Source organism: Buttiauxella noackiae ATCC 51607, assembly GCF_001654865.1.
Taxonomy (GTDB): Bacteria; Pseudomonadota; Gammaproteobacteria; order Enterobacterales; family Enterobacteriaceae; genus Buttiauxella; species Buttiauxella noackiae.
Genome location: NZ_LXEO01000066.1, coordinates 1 through 16628 on the forward strand (window position 1 = coordinate 1; position 16628 = coordinate 16628).

The 16628-nt window shown below is 48.4% G+C and carries 16 protein-coding genes; 7 read left to right on the plus strand and 9 right to left on the minus strand.

Annotated elements, in window-relative coordinates:
- The first annotated feature begins 283 nt into the window (after positions 1-283).
- Complete coding sequence (locus tag M979_RS20410; protein ID WP_064556193.1) at positions 284-757, plus strand: VOC family protein; 474 nt, start codon at positions 284-286, stop codon at positions 755-757.
- Between the two features lie 74 nt (positions 758-831).
- Here the strand turns inward: M979_RS20410 and M979_RS20415 are convergent, their stop codons facing one another.
- Complete coding sequence (locus M979_RS20415) at positions 832-1284, minus strand: acyltransferase (protein WP_064556194.1); 453 nt, start codon at positions 1282-1284, stop codon at positions 832-834.
- Between the two features lie 182 nt (positions 1285-1466).
- Between M979_RS20415 and M979_RS20420 the strand changes: the two genes are divergently transcribed.
- The 5 genes from M979_RS20420 (at position 1467) to tauD (ending at position 5255) form a co-directional block, all read left to right on the plus strand.
- Complete coding sequence (locus M979_RS20420) at positions 1467-1655, plus strand: hypothetical protein (RefSeq protein ID WP_064556195.1); 189 nt, start codon at positions 1467-1469, stop codon at positions 1653-1655.
- 181 nt (positions 1656-1836) lie between these two features.
- Positions 1837-2808: a taurine ABC transporter substrate-binding protein gene (tauA, locus tag M979_RS20425; protein ID WP_034460787.1), complete on the plus strand. Its 972-nt coding sequence runs from the start codon at positions 1837-1839 to the stop codon at positions 2806-2808.
- Between the two features lie 10 nt (positions 2809-2818).
- Positions 2819-3586: a taurine ABC transporter ATP-binding subunit gene (gene tauB / locus M979_RS20430; protein WP_034460788.1), complete on the plus strand. Its 768-nt coding sequence runs from the start codon at positions 2819-2821 to the stop codon at positions 3584-3586.
- Positions 3583-4410, plus strand: a complete 828-nt coding sequence (tauC, locus tag M979_RS20435) for a taurine ABC transporter permease TauC (RefSeq protein ID WP_064556196.1) — start codon at positions 3583-3585, stop codon at positions 4408-4410. Before tauB ends, tauC begins: the two co-directional genes overlap by 4 nt.
- Positions 4407-5255: a taurine dioxygenase gene (tauD, locus tag M979_RS20440; protein ID WP_064556197.1), complete on the plus strand. Its 849-nt coding sequence runs from the start codon at positions 4407-4409 to the stop codon at positions 5253-5255. Before tauC ends, tauD begins: the two co-directional genes overlap by 4 nt.
- 86 nt (positions 5256-5341) lie before the next feature.
- Here tauD and nepI read toward each other — a convergent pair whose 3' ends face one another.
- The 4 genes from nepI to M979_RS20460 all read right to left on the minus strand — a co-directional run bounded on the left by nepI (position 5342) and on the right by M979_RS20460 (position 11591).
- On the minus strand, positions 5342-6526 hold the full coding sequence (nepI, locus tag M979_RS20445) for a purine ribonucleoside efflux pump NepI (protein ID WP_064556198.1): 1185 nt from the start codon (positions 6524-6526) through the stop codon (positions 5342-5344).
- 105 nt (positions 6527-6631) lie between these two features.
- A complete protein-coding gene (locus tag M979_RS20450; RefSeq protein WP_064556199.1) occupies positions 6632-7909 on the minus strand; it encodes a sigma-54-dependent transcriptional regulator in 1278 nt (425 codons plus the stop codon).
- A gap of 2 nt (positions 7910-7911) precedes the next feature.
- Entirely contained in the window at positions 7912-10236 is a 2325-nt protein-coding gene (locus tag M979_RS20455) for an ATP-binding protein (RefSeq protein WP_209439641.1), read from the minus strand.
- Between the two features lie 47 nt (positions 10237-10283).
- On the minus strand, positions 10284-11591 hold the full coding sequence (locus tag M979_RS20460; protein ID WP_083963951.1) for an ABC transporter substrate-binding protein: 1308 nt from the start codon (positions 11589-11591) through the stop codon (positions 10284-10286).
- A gap of 288 nt (positions 11592-11879) precedes the next feature.
- Between M979_RS20460 and M979_RS20465 the strand changes: the two genes are divergently transcribed.
- Positions 11880-13217: an MFS transporter gene (locus M979_RS20465; RefSeq protein ID WP_064556201.1), complete on the plus strand. Its 1338-nt coding sequence runs from the start codon at positions 11880-11882 to the stop codon at positions 13215-13217.
- A 70-nt stretch (positions 13218-13287) separates the two neighbouring features.
- Here M979_RS20465 and M979_RS20470 read toward each other — a convergent pair whose 3' ends face one another.
- From M979_RS20470 to M979_RS20485, 4 genes are all read right to left on the minus strand, one after another.
- Positions 13288-14010, minus strand: a complete 723-nt coding sequence (locus M979_RS20470; RefSeq protein WP_064556202.1) for a DUF2461 domain-containing protein — start codon at positions 14008-14010, stop codon at positions 13288-13290.
- A 231-nt stretch (positions 14011-14241) separates the two neighbouring features.
- On the minus strand, positions 14242-14811 hold the full coding sequence (locus tag M979_RS20475; protein WP_064556203.1) for a helix-turn-helix transcriptional regulator: 570 nt from the start codon (positions 14809-14811) through the stop codon (positions 14242-14244).
- Between the two features lie 103 nt (positions 14812-14914).
- Positions 14915-15790, minus strand: coding sequence for a hypothetical protein (locus M979_RS20480; RefSeq protein WP_157093279.1), 876 nt, complete (start codon positions 15788-15790; stop codon positions 14915-14917).
- A gap of 10 nt (positions 15791-15800) precedes the next feature.
- The gene (locus M979_RS20485) at positions 15801-16610 is read right to left on the minus strand and encodes an OmpA family protein (RefSeq protein ID WP_064556205.1); all 810 of its coding nucleotides are present in this window, start codon (positions 16608-16610) and stop codon (positions 15801-15803) included.
- Positions 16611-16628 lie beyond the last annotated feature (18 nt).

Consider the following 16628-nt stretch of genomic DNA (forward strand, 5'->3'; position numbering starts at 1 on the left):
GATTTACGAAAACCACTCTCATTTCCTCGATATAATCCTCTGCGGAATGGGATGCCATGCAGTTTAATCCACTATTTTAAATTGCTAAATTCCACTGATTTACTATCCCCGCATGTAAACCTTACATCCGTTAAGCGATACAGACCACAGATCACACCTCTGACACTCGTATGGAGCAGATCCGGTACATACTTATCGTTGGTAAAAGATAAAAGATGCAATGCCGATAGGGCATTGCGGGTACGGTTAACGGAACTGAGAAACACGATAAGCGGGTTAACTCATGGCTAAAAATACTATCTGTCTTTGGTTTGATCATGATGCGGAAGACGCTGCTCATTTTTATGCTGCAACCTTTCCAGACAGCAGCGTTGGTGCCGTCATTCCTGCCCCTGGAGACTATCCAGATGGTAAGGCTGGCGACACAATAGTTGTCGAATTTGTCGTCGCGGGTGTTTCATGCATCGGCCTCAACGGCGGGCCGCATTTCAAACATAGTGAAGCTTTTTCCTTTCAGATCGCCACCGACGATCAGGCTGAAACGGATCGCTACTGGAACGCAATTGTCAGCAACGGCGGCCAGGAAAGCGACTGCGGCTGGTGCAAGGATAAATGGGGTGTTAGCTGGCAAATTACCCCTCGCGTATTGACTGAAGCCCTTGCTACGGGTGGAGACACCGCCAGGCGTGCGTTTGGAGCGATGATGTCGATGAAGAAAATAGATGTTGCTACTATCGAAGCGGCAATTCTTGGTTGATGAACTGTTACGCTCTGGACTTAAACCCAGAGCGTGACAGTTGCCCGGTCGTCATAACATGGTAAAGCCCGGCCCTAAATCTCCCGCAACAATCGAGCCGGGTTGCCTGCATAAATCCCCGGCTTAAGAATATCCTTCGTGACCACACTTCCAGCACCTATCACCGCACCGCTACAGATAAATTCTGTCAGGATCGTACTTCCACTGCCCACGATCACGTTGTCGCCAAGATGAATACTGATCCAGCTTTCGGGATCTGGATTGAGTTTGCCGGAACGGAAAAGATCGTTGGCAAACGTCACATTGTGGCCAATAAAGCAGTTTTTGCCGGTTGTGACTTTCTCACAAAGAAATGAATGTGACTGGATCCGGGTTCCTGCGCCAATAACACAATGTCTTTGAATTTCCACGAAAGGGCCCACAAAGACGTCATCGTGCAGGGTGCATTCGTAGATATTTAGTGGTTCGCATACTGTTACTTTTTCACTGGCTATCACATTCCTGATGCTGCTTTTCAATATTTTCATTTTTCTCCCATAGCTTCCAGGTCGCCCATTTTGTGAGTTACTTCAAGCCTTCGATTCTCAACCAGCTACTTTCCAAAAACCAGCACTGATAGCTCATAAAACAATCAATAACAGGCGGATACTGAATTCAGATAAAGCATATGGCCCTTCATTAGAAATAAGCTAACCACAGGAATATGCTGATGAATAAAGACTTACAGGCAGTGAAGAATTTCGATTTTCTGGCGAGTAGTTTTGCTCGTATGCATGTACTTGGGCAAGCTGTCGATATTCGAGCCGTGACCGGCAATATGGATATGGAGCAAAAGGCCTGGTTTCTAGGGCGTTATGAGTATTATTGCCAGCAAGCGACTCTTGAGTTGGAACACTAATCGGCATGGGCCCTTCGGGCCCATTTCTTCTTTCTGGGCCCCGATCCTATTCCCATCTCCTGACTATCCTTCCCTACATTTGATCTAAAAACATAAAAGCATTAGCGATAATTTTTAATTCTTTTATCTAATCACCTCCATTGGAAATACTGCTCCCATCATCGATACAGGAGCACTCCCCATGGCAAAACGACATTCTCTCTGGCTGGCAACACTTGCTCTTATTGCAACGCCAGTATTCGCGGTAGATGTGACCGTCGCGTACCAAACTTCTGCGGAACCAGCCAAGGTCGCGCAGGCAGACAACACTTTTGCCAAAGACAGCGGTGCAAAAGTTGAATGGCGCAAATTCGACAGCGGTGCGAGTGTGGTCCGAGCGCTGGCATCGGGTGATGTGCAAATTGGCAATATCGGTTCCAGCCCGTTGGCTGTGGCGGCAAGCCAGAATGTGCCTATCGAAGTCTTCTTGCTCGCTTCGCAATTGGGTAACTCCGAAGCGCTGGTTGTGAAGAAAGGTATCTCAAGTCCGAAAGATCTCATCGGCAAGCGCATTGCCGTACCGTTTATCTCCACTACGCATTACAGCCTGCTGGCGGCCCTAAAACATTGGGGAATTAAGCCCGGTCAGGTAGAAATTCTTAACCTTCAGCCTCCGGCGATTATTGCGGCCTGGCAGCGCGGCGACATTGACGGCGCTTATGTTTGGGCACCTGCGGTCAACGAGCTGGAGAAAGATGGGACGGTGTTGACCGACTCCGCACAAGTGGGCAAATGGGGCGCGCCAACGCTGGATGTTTGGGTAGTGCGTAAAGATTTCGCCCAACAGCATCCTGAAGTGGTGGAAGCCTTTGCTAAAAGCGCTCTCGCTGCGCAGAAAAGCTATATCGACAACCCGGACGTTTGGCTAAAACAGCCGGATAACCTGAGCAAGCTGTCACGTCTGAGTGGTGTACCTGAAAGCGATGTTCCGGTGCTGGTGAAGGGTAATACCTACCTCACCGCTAACCAACAAACTGAGCAGCTTAGCGGCCCAGTAAACAAAGCGATTGTTGATACTGCCCAGTTCCTTAAAGCGCAAGGGAAAGTCCCGTCCGTAGAAACGGATTACAGCCAGTTTGTCACCGACCGCTTCGTGAAAACACTGGCGCAGTAAGGAGTTAGCCATGTTACAGGTTTCGCATTTAAGCGCAGATTATGACGGTAAAACAGTTCTTAACGATATTAATCTGACCGTGGATGAGGGCGAGTTACTGGTGGTTCTCGGCCCATCCGGCTGCGGGAAAACCACGTTGCTGAACCTGATAGCTGGCTTTGTTCCTTATCACTCCGGCAGCATCACCCTTGCGGGCAAACAGGTCACAGGGCCGGGCGCTGAGCGCGGCGTGGTGTTTCAGAATGAAGGGCTGCTGCCGTGGCGTTCGGTACTGGATAACGTCTCGTTTGGCTTACAACTCGCCGGGAAACCAAAGCAGGAACGTGAAGACATCGCGCTCGATATGTTGCGCAAAGTGGGGCTCGAAGATAAAGCAAAACGCGCCATCTGGCAGCTCTCCGGCGGGCAGCGCCAGCGTGTGGGAATTGCCCGCGCACTGGCAACTCGCCCGCAACTTTTACTGCTCGATGAGCCTTTTGGTGCACTTGATGCCTTCACCCGCGAGCAAATGCAAACCTTGCTGCTCAAACTTTGGCATGAAAGCCGCCGCCAGGTGTTGTTGATTACGCATGACATTGAAGAAGCCGTGTTTCTGGCAACTGAGTTGGTGCTGCTTTCTCCAGGGCCTGGGCGCGTGCTGGAACGTCTTCCGCTCGATTTTGGCCGCCGCTTCACCGCAGGTGAGCCGTGCCGCAGTATTAAATCCGACCCGGAATTTATCGCGAAACGTGAATATGTATTGAGCCGAGTGTTTGAGCAACGTGAGGGCTTCCTATGAGCATCGTTATTCAGGATAAAGCTCGCCGTAAACGGCTGGCGTTGCGCTGGCCATTCTCGCGCCAGATTACGTTAAGCCTCACGACGATCACGAGCATCATTTTGCTGTGGTGGTGGGTGGCGGCGCAGCAGTGGATAAGCCCGCTTTTTTTACCACCGCCAGGCCAGGTATTGATGAAGCTGATTAGCATCGCCGGGCCGCAGGGATTTATGGATGCCACACTCTGGCAGCACCTCGCTGCCAGTTTGTTGAGGATACTCACCGCGCTGTTAGCCGCAGTACTCATTGGTATTCCGATTGGCATTGCTATGGGACTAAGCCCGACGGTACGCGGCATTCTTGATCCACTGATTGAGCTTTATCGCCCGGTACCACCGCTGGCTTATTTACCGCTAATGGTGATTTGGTTTGGTATTGGGGAGACCTCGAAGATCTTACTGATTTATCTGGCGATTTTTGCCCCTGTTGCGATGTCGACCATGGCGGGAGTGCGCAGCGCAAAACAGGTGCGCATTCGTGCTGCGAAGGCGTTGGGAGCGTCACGCGCTCAGATAGTCTGGCATGTGATTTTGCCCGGAGCATTGCCGGAAATCCTGACCGGATTCCGCATTGGGCTTGGCGTAGGTTGGTCAACACTGGTTGCAGCAGAGCTTATCGCCGCCACGCGCGGGTTGGGCTTTATGGTGCAGTCAGCCGGTGAGTTTCTGGCAACCGATGTCGTACTTGCGGGTATCGGTGTAATTGCGGTTATCGCATTTTGTTTAGAGCTGGGTTTGCGTGCCTTACAGCGCCGCTTAACCCCATGGCATGGAGAAGGGCAATGAGTGAAAAAGTGAATGTTTTGCCGTTGGGGCCGTACATTGGTGCACAGGTTAGTGGCGTGACGCTGAGTCGGGGATTGACCGACAACCAGTTCGAGCAGCTTTACCACGCGCTGATCCGCCATCAGGTTTTGTTCCTGCGTGACCAGCCGATTACTCCTGCACAGCAGCGCGCGTTGGCACAGCGGTTTGGCGATCTGCACATCCACCCGGTTTATCCACATGCGGAAGGCGTAGAGGAGATTATTGTGCTGGATACGCACAACGATAACCCGCCTGATAACGATAACTGGCACACCGATGTGACCTTTATCGAAACGCCGCCAGCCGGCGCGATATTGGCAGCAAAACAGCTTCCGGAATTCGGCGGTGATACATTGTGGACCAGTGGAATTGCAGCATTCGAGGCACTTTCAGAACCGTTCAAGCGCTTGCTCTCAGGGCTGAAGGCGGAACACGATTTCCGCAAATCATTCCCGGAATATAAACATCTCCGTAGTGAGGAGGAGCATCAGCGCTGGCGTGAGGCGGTCGTTAAGAATCCACCGTTGTTGCATCCAGTGGTTCGTACCCATCCGGTAAGCGGCAAGCAGGCGCTGTTTGTTAACGAGGGTTTCACCACGCGGATTGTTGACCTCTCGCAAAAAGAGAGCGATGCGCTGCTCGCCTTCCTGTTTGCCCATATTACGAAGCCGGAGTTCCAGGTTCGCTGGCGCTGGCAGGAAAACGACATCGCTATCTGGGATAACCGTGTTACGCAGCATTATGCGAATGCTGATTATCTCCCCGCTCGTCGCATCATGCATCGTGCAACGATTTTGGGAGATAAGCCTTTCTGGCGAGGGTGATGAGATGTTGGTGGGTGGAGCTGGCGCTTACCCACCCAATGATTCAATGAGTTGCCCGCCGGGTAGCAAGACGCCACCCGACACAATTACTTAGCTCGTACTTTTGCGGCTACCAGCAAAGCGGTGAGCAACATCAAACTCCCTGACAACACCAGCGGCGAAATTATGCCGAGATTATCCAGAGCCAACCCGCCAATTGCCGCGCCACAGGTATTTGCTAACTGGATCACCGCAACTTGAATAGAGCCCGCCTTCTCAGCTTGATCCGCCAGTGAACGCGTGATCCATGTTGACCAGCCAACTGGAATCAGAGCAAAGGCAAAGCCCCAGATAATGGCAACTGCAGATGCGACGATTTTATCGCTTCCCCATAACACCAGAACCAAAGCGCTCAGTGCCAGAATCAGCGGCGCACAGGTGAGAGACAACTTGAGTGAACGCTTGAGGAAAACCGCGGAAAGCGATGTGCCGACAAAACTTGCAATGCCAAAACTCAACAGCACCAGCGTCAGGCCGTCGACATCAAAGCCTGCAAGCGTCATATATACCGGGCGAATGTAAGTGAAGAAGGCAAACTGCCCGGCAAATGTCATAAATATTGCCGTCATGCCGGCCAGTACGCCCGGGCGTTTAAGCAGGCCAAACATGTTTTGCTTATGCTGCGTTGATTCACCTGGCAGCGGTGGCAAAGCTTTCCACACCCATATGATACAAGCCACACCCATTAATGCCGCGCCATTAAAGACATTACGCCAGCCAATAATGCCGCCTAAGAAGCTACCAAGCGGGGCGGCGATAACCAGTGCGATAGAGACAGCTCCGAAGATAACCGAGAGTGCTTTTGGCACTGTACGAGCTGGAACCAACCGCATGGTTAAAGAGGCTGACATTGCCCAGAAGCCGCCGAGGGCAATCCCCAGACAGGCGCGCCCAATCAGCAACATGGTGAAGTTTTCAGCAAAGGAAACCAGCAGGCAGGAGAGTGTAAGCAGCACGGAGAAAAGGATGACTACATAGCGTCTGTCGGTTGAGCGAATAATGCTGGTCACAAACAGGCTTGCGAACATTGCCACAAAAGCCGTGACGGTAACGGATTGCCCGGCAACACCTTCTGAGATTCCCAGATCTTGCGCCATTGGCGTCAGCAAGCTTACTGGCAAGAACTCCACGGTAATCAGGCAGGCTACGCAAAACGCCACTGCAAATACCGCTGACCAGTTAGGCCTGGATACGGCCTTTGGCTCAATCTTCCCTTCAATATGTTCACTCATTTCGTCACCTGGTACGCTCTGCGGTAAAGCCGCGTAGTGTAGCACCACTAGTGTGACGAACTTAACATTTCGGCAACTATCGGTTCGGAAAATATTCACAGCATATTAGGAGTGTGGCTTAAACACCTCTTTTGTCAGATTGTACTTTTTCATCTTCAGATAAAGCTTTTTGCGTGGAATTCCGAGATGTTCAGCCGTTTCGGTAAGCCTTCCTGCGAATAAATAGAGCGTATCCTCAATGACCTTTTTTTCGTAATCATCCACGATGCTATCCAGCGGGCCGCTGTTTAAAGGGCTGGACAGTACGCGTTTATCGCCAGCAAGTTTTACGATTCCGACCGCATACAGTTCCGCTACATTTTTCAATTCACGTACGTTTCCAGGCCACGTGTAATCCTTGAGTTTTGCCAGATAGGCGTTCTCAACAGGTGGCAGTGGGATAGTGAGTTTTTTGCAGCATTGGCGCAGGAAATAGCGAAATAACGCTGTAATGTCGTCTTTGCGTTCAGTAAGCCTTGGGAGTTTTAATCTCACCTGTGAAAAGTAGTAATACAGTTCAGGCATGAGTTGATGCTGTTCAACCAACTGGTCCGGATTGCTGTCGAAAATAACAATATGGCGCAGCGCTTTATTCCCTTGCCGCTCATAATTGAGCAGTTCACGCCCTAACCAACGTTGGCAGGATGCATGTAAGTACTCAGGCGCATGGAAGATGAGTGTTCCACCCACAGTCGTTTGTAGGCGTTCACTAACTTCTTGCAAAGAGGAGTGCAAGCGGCAGTCATGAACCGTCAGAGGAGAATCTCGCCTGTGGCTCAGAGAATGCAGCAATTCAGCAAAGGTATGGCGCCCGGTACCCGGTTCACCTTCAAGCATAAAATCTTTGTCGGTCTGTGCAAGGCTTGCGATATGTTGGCGCAGAATATTGATTTGTGCGCTGCTACCGATGATCTGTTGCTCAATAGCAGAGGTGATTTTTTCACGTCTGGCAAGAACCTCAAGCCGTTGAGGAAGCGCTGTTGCCAGAAGATGAAGCAGTTTTTCGGGGTCTAGTGGCTTTTCCAAAAAATCCCATGCGCCTTGTTTAACCGCTGTGACGGCAAGTGGAATATCCGCATGTCCCGTAATCATAATCACCGGGATTTCACTATCAATTTTTTGGATCTGGCCCAGAAAATCGATACCGTTCATTGCTGGCATATAAATGTCTGACACCACCACACCATCCCACTGTGGTGAAAGCTGCGCTAATGCTTTCTGTGGGTTTTGCGTCATTGTGACCCGGTAGCCAGAAAGACTCAGTAAGTGGCACCAGGACTCTAAAACATCGTCGTCATCGTCGACCAATAGCACCTGTCCTTGATGGCTTTGCGTTAACATCATCATTAAGCTCCTGTTGTTACTGGGTCATTGGCCGCATTAAATTCCAGTATCACCATGGCTCCCCGGTTCAGGTTTGAAGCCAGAGAGATTTCCCCATCACATTTCTCCAGCAATGAGCGGCAGATAGATAACCCCAACCCGAGTCCAATTTCCTTTGATGTGGTAAACGGTGTGAACAAACGTGGAAGTAATTCTGCGGAAAATCCGGGGCCGTTGTCGCTGATGGCGCAACGTATCCGGGTATCAGTTTTCTCGAGCAAATCAATGGTTACGCAGCCCTGGCTTGTCGTAGCAACGGCATCGAGGCTGTTAACCAGTAAATTGACGAACACTTGTTCCATTTGAATATTATCGGCGTAAATCACCAGCTCTGTTGGCAGCGAGTTCTGCAATTGGCAGCGGTCTTTTTTAGCCCGAGCCTGCAACAGCACAATAGCCTGCGTGGCAACTTCCTGTAATTCAATAGCACTGCGCGGGCTTTCAACCGACGATTTTCTGGCAAAGTTTCTCAAAGCGGAAATGATGTGGTTCATACGCAGGGTGAGTTTTTCCATTTTTACCAGCCCTTGCGATAGCGGGTTCAATTCACCACGCTGCAAGCACATGCGGCTGGTAAAAATATAAGTTCGCATTGCCGAAAGCGGTTGGTTCAACTCATGGGCAAGACTGGTCATTGCCTGGCCCATGACGGCCATTTTCGCAGCCTGAATCAGCTCATCCTGGGCTCTTTTTCGCTGCTCTATCTCTTGCGCTAATTGCTGATTGTTTTGTGTCAGGGCGAGCGTACGCTCTTCAACCTGTCGCGATAGTTCCCGCGCGTTGAGTTCCTGGCGCGTAACATCGGTGATGGTAATAATCAATTTTGCGCTATTGGCCTGCTCATAGCGGCGCAAAAAGAGATGCAGGTAGCTGGGCTCACCTTGGTTATCAATGGCGACAATACATTCACTACAGCCTGAGCATTCAAGTTCGCTACCGGCGATAAATTGCTGTTCCACTAAGTGGCTCGCCATGCCAGGAAATGCATACCATAACGGTTGGCCAGTTTTCAGGCCGTATGGCGCAAGCAATGCCTGCGCGCTGGGGTTCACAGACTCAATGGTGCCATTTGGATAGCAGGTTATCAGGCTGGCATGAGTATTGTTAATCAGGTTGAGCGCATTGGTTTTTTCCATCTTTTTGATTTCTTCGCAGAAGCGGCGCAAGTTTTCGCCCATTCTTCCGATCTCATCTCGACCAGTGACGGATATCGCAAAATCAAATTCACCTTGGGCAATACGTGTTAAGTCCTGGCCCAGCAGATTCAGGCGGCGAACCAGACGGCGGCCAATCAAAAACACCAGCACGAAAATACTGATAGTAAGGGCAAGGAATACCACAAGCCCCATCACGATTTTTCCGGTCGTGACCATCTTTTGCGTTGTCTTCCCGGCTTGCCCCAACATGTTATTGGCATCGATCACAACTTGCTGAATATTCAGTTGATACTGCGCTATTGCCTTATCCAGCCGGGGTTCCATTGCTCTGAGCTGTTGATAGTTCGCCACGTCTTCTTGCAGCAACTTATGCAGTGGTCCATCAGGCTTAACCTGTTCTATCAATTCGCTGAGGATCTGTCTGTAGCTCACGGTCGAAGGATAATCTGCCAGTTTGTTGGTTAGCCGAGCGATTTCTTCAGTTTTGTAACCAATAAACAGGAAAGCACTGCTCAAATCCTGATGGTAGTGCTGGGCGATAACCTCGGTCACCAATTGCTGCAATTCGTTCTCTTTGAAGGTCAAATCTTGCAGGATGGCAAACTCTTTCACCGCGCTTGCGAAGTTTGGCATCTCTTGTGAGCTTTCCAACATGCCGGAAAGATGCCACTCCACTTCCTGGAGTAAAGGCGCCACATCGTCCACCAGATCCTGATGCAGCCACTGAATTTGCTTTTGCAGTTGCTGAACCGCTTGCTCGTATTTGATTTGTTTATTCAGAAGCCCGGCCTGAAACTCCACATCCTGCTTCAGGGCGAGGAACTTCAGGCGCTGCTCAGGAGTTTCATTATTTGTTCTGGAACTGATGACGCTGGCATGCTGAATATCATTCAGATTTTGGGTGATTTCGCTGTAGAGCTGTTGGTGCTCAGCGTTTGAACGCGTGTCACGGAGTTTGAGTAACAACACCAGCAAATACGAGGTCGCACGTTCCAGCTGATAAGTGCCGTTAATAGCGGGCAGGCTTTCGTCAACAATTCGCTCTACTTGTTTTTCCAGACGTTCCCAGACTGTCCAGGCTGCAATTCCAGTGCAAAGTACCAGGGCGGTGAGTACGACGAACGCAATCATCAGCCTTTTGCCTAGTGATGTGGGAAGCCTTAGGGAACGGTTGGCTTTCATTGTGATTTCATCGCTTGATTTGCAAAAGTAATTGCCTGGTTCAGGTTCTCTTCCACCTGCTTGCGCCACTGGTACATTGTTTTCTCAGCATCCGGATTAAGGTGCTGACGGTCGTGTATATTACTGAAGTTATTAAGTAAATTTGTTTTAGCCGCGGCTGCTTCATCCAGCGGGATCTGGCTGGCTTTTTCTCGGGCTTTGGTAATAAGGTCAATACGCCAGTTCGCCGGGTTCTTTTTCGCTATTTCTTCTGCCTGATAAATCGTTGCCCAAGCCATACGTAATTTCGGTAACTGCTGGGTGATTGCCTGGTCAAATAACGCATTCACGACGTGTTCCCGGCTGAATAGTAATTGCTGATCCGTCACAAAATCATGCTGTTGTGCCAGTGCTGGCTCGGTGAGTGCCATTTTACGCATCTCTTTGGTACTGATAATTTTTTGCCCGGCAGGAGAGAGTAAGTAGTGAATAAAAGATTCAGCCGTAGTGCGGTTTTTTGTCGCGCGTGAAATAGCAAAATAGGTCGGCAAAATAATGGAGTCAGGGATGTAGTTAAAACCAATATAGCTAAAGCGGCTCTGGCTGTTGTAAGCGTAGCTATCGACGACTAATCCTGCCGCGGCAAGCCCGCGCGTTATCCCTTCGCTTACACCAAAACTGCGTGCCGTAATAGACGAGATGTTACCGCCAATCTGCATGATAAGCGCCCAACCTTTCTGCCAACCGAATGTCTGGAGAATATTCTCCAGCATCATGTGGGTCGTGCCGGATTGAGACGGAGCGCTCATCATGACATGTCCCATCCAGACAGGAGACGCCAGATCCTGCCAATGTTGTGGTTCTGGCAGGTTGTATTTCTCCAGATAACGACGGTTAAACATAATTCCGACACCGGAATAGCCAATAGTTGCTACCTGTTTGCTAAGCCCCAATGTATGTGGCTGTAACCATTCTGGTGTCATCGCCAGATTGGGCAGCGGCGCCAGTTGCCCGGCTTTATCGAGTGTATTAAAGAAAGTCGGTGAGGAAGACATCATCACATCTACGGGCATGCCGCGATTATGGTCGAGCACTCGCAGCGCCGGCAGCGTACGCCGATAGATTATCTCAACGTTTACATCAGGGTTTTGTTTAACAAAATCGTCTACCAGAGCTTTTACCGGCGCTTCCGAAAATGAGGTCAGCACGGTTAATGATTTGCTGGTGGCAGTGCCTGGCGAGGTAAAAAATAGGGCTGGCAGCAGCAGGCACAGGAATAAACGACGTACTGTAAACGGGCGGAGGTGACGGATAAATTGGTTCATAAATATCGTTATGTGCTGCTTATCAAGTTTTTGGAATAAAGCCATTTTATTTTTGCGGAGCACCTGAGTAACAACTGACGCAAATTCTTTAGCAGGATAGCGCTATTGTCAGTGATAAGCAGAATGCAAGAAAGGACACTACAGACAACTTTGACTCGTGTTTTTACGCGTTTGAGTCAAATCTGACACGAAACCTCGATTTTGAACATTCATTGATCCCATTTCTATGATGCGGCTACCACCAGAGCAGCTCTGGACACGTTCGTAATCATTCATGGAGCATGGGAAATGTTAACTTTTTTCAAAACGCGGGAAGACCTCCCGGTGATGAATGCTGCCCCCGAGAAAATACGCAGCACTTATCGCAAATATCAGTGGCAGGTATTTTTGGGGTTAGTGTTGGGCTACGCCATGTTTTACGTGGTTCGCATGAGCCTGAACGTTGCTAAAAAGCCAATGTTGGATGCCGGTATCGTTACGCTCGAAGAGCTGGGCGTTATTGGTTCGGCCTTTTTTATTACTTACGCAGTCGGTAAGTTCTCAAATGGTTTTCTTTCTGATTACGCCAATATAGGCCGCTTTATGTCGGTGGCGTTGGGCTTATCTTCCATCTGTACTATCTTCATGGGGATGAGTACCGCCACACTATTGCTGATTATATTGTGGGCACTCAATGGCTGGTTCCAGTCTGTAGGCTCTGCGCCTTCCTGCGTTTCCATTTTCCAGTGGTTTACCCCAAAACAACGCGGCTCGGTTTACTCAATCTGGGGCGGGTCTCGCAATATTGGAGAAGGGATCTCCTGGATCCTTACTGCCAGTATCGTAAGCTTCTTTGGTTGGCAAGCCGGGTTTATCGGCGCGGGAATTGCCTCTCTTCTGGCAGCTATCCTGATGTATCTGACACTGAAAGATCGCCCGCAGACTTATGGCCTGCCGGAACCCGCTGTTGCCTTTGGTGAAAATCCCGAGATCGCCCGCAAAATTGACCCGAAAGAAATTCGCCGCGCGCAGCTGTTCATTCTGAAACAACCCGTAGTCTGGTTGATTGCAGCTGCGTGCGCTTGCATGTATACCTCGCGCTATGCCATGAGCTCATGGGCGGTGTTGTATTTGCAGGAACAAAAGGGCTACAGCCTGATTGATGCAGGTTTTGCTATGTCGGCTTATCCTATAGCCGGTTTTATTGGCGCGATTCTGGCCGGTGTTATCTCCGATAAACTGTTTAATGCCAACCGCCATATTCCTACTTTGCTGTATGGAATCGCGAATATTGTCGGTATGTGCATGATGTTCTGGGGCCCACAAAGCCGCATGATGGATGCCGTCGCGCTCACGCTGATTGGCTTTGCTATCGGGGGGCTGGTGGTGTTCCTCGCAGGGTTAACCGCATGTGACCTGATGCCGAAAACAGCTGTCGGTGCGGTTAAGGGCTTTATCGGGCTTTGTTCGTATATTGCAGCGTCAATTCAGGAGCTTATCTCTGCCGCACTGATTGACTCTCGGGTACAGGATGGTGTCACACATTATGACTTCAGCCATGCTCAGTATTTCTGGTTGGGTGCCTCGGTGCTGTCGTTAGTACTGGCATTGACAGTCTGGAATGCGAAGAAGGTTGTCGATTACTAATATCAGAAAAAGGGATACCCATGTGGCATCCCTTTTTGATTTTTTATTGGAAGAACAGGCTTGTTTGGTTCTAGAAATCAAGTTCCAGGGCAAAGCACAGATAAGCCATCAATTGAGCGCAATGCTGGAACTGCTCGGTGCAAAAATTGATGGCATCAGGCTTGCACAGCTCCTCAAAATCGATATTTTTCACCGCGATAAAATCTTTGCGTTTTAATTCAGCTAATAATGGATGAGACTTATCGTAGCCTTTTGGCGGGCGACTTAAGCTATCGCCATCCATGATAAACCCCTGGCTTTGTAGCGCCTGTAACGCCTTTTGATATGCGTTGGGGTTCTCATCAATGCATTGGCGAATAGCACTCAGGGCTTTTGATTCGGGGTGCCAAATTCCGGCGGCAATAAAGCAACCTTCAGGGGCGATGTGGAGATAGAGTCCTGGTGCATGAACGTCTTTGCCCTGGAAATGACGGAACTGAATTCCGACATTGGTTTTGTAGGGCGTTTTATCTTTGCTAAAACGGCTATCTCGCTGTGGGCGCATAAGACTGCCGCCGACTTTTTTCGGCACGGCAGTGAGCTTCGATGAAATGGCAAGAATACCGGGCTGCATTTGCTCGATAAACCGCAGGGCAGGGGTGCGCACACTATTTTCGTATTCATCCTGGTGTTCTTTAAACCAGTCCCGGGAGTTGTTTTGCGCGAGCTTGTTCAGGAATTGCAGACTCGCCGGGCTAAAAGGTGCTTTTGACAATACTGGAGTAGTGGGCGTTGTAGATGTTTGATTCGCCATTTTCGTTGAACCCTTATCAGTATTTATAGTAAGTACCAGCGGTAGTGAGCGAGATAATTCATCCACGCCCGCTCAGAGATGGTTAAAGATGGTATCAAGTCTGCCATCTTCCGGCGACAGGTTCTGTTCGCGAACGTGGGTTGTTACAAACAGGCATGAAAAACAGCAGTAGCCAGCGGTGCTACTGCTTTACGAATTGCGACATCTACTATTCCGCGTAATAAAATTTCTTTAATTGGTATGGACAATATAGTTAATGTAATTGTATGGAAGCTTTGTTATATCCTGGATCTTTCGAATTCCCAGCTTTTTGAATACACTGCGCTGATGAGCATAAGCTGTTTTTACTGCAATATTTAACCTTGAACTAATAAAATCAACCCGCCCTCCATTCATTGTTAACATTAGCACTTCTTTTTCTGACGCAGTTATCCGCGGGAGCAGTACATCCTTATTGCTCACTGGCTTGATTAAATTTATCGCCTGCAATAAATCAAACATATGAAAATTCCGAGCAATAGTTGAAAATCTAAATATACTACTTATCTTCCAGCCGAAATTATTTGTTGCAATTATAACTGAAGCATTACTTAGATTGAGTTCCATTAACATCGAAAAATTCATGTTTGAATATTCTGATGCGATGATAAAAATATCTCCGGGCTTACTCAATCGGGATACAATATAATTGCTTTTATTTTGAGTGCTGAGTTTTACACATTGGCAGTCAGCTCTCGACGCAAGAGTGTGTGCGATACCATTATATAAGTAATTGTTTTCCGTCAAAACATATATTTTCATAGACTCCCTCTATATACAATTTATAAACCACAGGCAATTAGCGGGCATCCATTTAATAGCTATGTCCATTTTTTAAGTCAGGTGGATTACTGGTTTTATATATTTATTTTCTTTTTGTTGTTTTCTTTTCCTGTGGTGGCGCTTTTTCTACTGGGGTTGCTGGTGCTGCTGAAGCAATGATCTCTACAGGTGAAAAATATTCTTTTCCCAATATCTTTCCATTGCCTAGCCAGACCACTCCTCGTGACACAAGCACTGGTCCTGTCGGTGTAATTTGCAATTCTCTACCCTGGTTATCAGCCACGCTGACGGTAGATTTAGTGATGGTTTCCGGGCTGTATTTTGCTGTATCAGTGGTATACAGAACTTTCACTAGTCTCAAATACTCCGGAGCATAGTTATAAACAGTCCTCACCACGCTACGCTGGTAATCATCCCAGGTTGAATTACTCTCACTGGGTAGATTGCCTGCGATGACTGCATATAACTGTGCTGTCGCCTGTGCCATCGACATTTTAATGCGCATATCACTGGCAAATTTTGCTGGGTTCAGTGTTGTTTCAATAACACCTTTCGCATTCTTATTTTTATCATAAAGGTATGAATTATCAGTTGGTTGAGAAAGTGTTGTAGCAACATAAGTTGCGCATGCATAAGCCTGTGCAGGCTGGTTACCATTTACCAATAGCGAGTTTAAAGAGCCCTGTAGTGGAATAGTACGAACATCAATATTACTCCTCGCCAATAACTCATTTACGTCCTCCTGCGTTTTATCACCGCGCGCTAAGTCGCAGATTTGCTTCATAATAAAATCATCACGCTTTCCGTTGGCAGCATTCATATTATTTAATGCGTCAACAATGAGATTATATGCAGGAACATTGATGGATTTAACATTCAGATCCGATGCTGCCGCAAACACATGACAACTTGTCAGGAATAAAAGACCGCCTGCGGCGGTCTTGATTAGATTTTTCACACTGATGACCTTATTTACCTGTACGAATAGCAACTACATCAACAGTCATGCGACGGTTAGGTGCCAGACATTCAATAACAGCTGGTGATTTCTTACCCGGGCAAACAACACGAGGAGCAGAATCACCCAGACCTTGTGTTTCGATAATTGAAGCTGGGATACCTTTCTCGATTAGCATTTTCTTAACAGACTCAGCTCGGGCCAGAGACAGTTGCATATTTTTTACTGAGTTGCCGATACGGTCGGTATAACCGGATATCACGACATGTTTACCATTTAAATCTTCTGCCTTGAGATCTGCAGCCAGGTCATTAACCTGGGAAACGCCCGAAGCACTCAGTTCTGGGCTGCCAAAAGAAAATAAGCCTTCTGCACTTAGTTCTTTATGCATTGTATTTGCCACGACTTTAACCACAGGTTTATTCAGCTTTGACAAGCAGTCGTCAGGTGCAAAGAAGAAGCTTTGCGCCTTCATGTTGGAATCAAATAAAACCTTATATTGGCAAGTTAATACCGAGTTATCAGGCTTTGTGAAATGGAAAATATAATCCCACTCTTTCACACGAAAGACACCTTCATCAAAATGTGGGGTGCCAATAAGTTCGTAAACTTCAGCCTTGCTCAGGCCCGGTCGCATTTGCTTTAAGTTATCAAGGTTTACGAAACTACCTTCGCTTCTTACTGCATGAGATGCGTCAGGGAATATAGGGCTATTTGTTTTACCTTGTGAATCTACATTGCTTACAGAGCGCGTACAGGCAGAAAGTAATACAACACCACTGACAATAAGAGCCAGTTTTGCATATTTAGCGTATTTCATTTTTTATCTCATATTAAT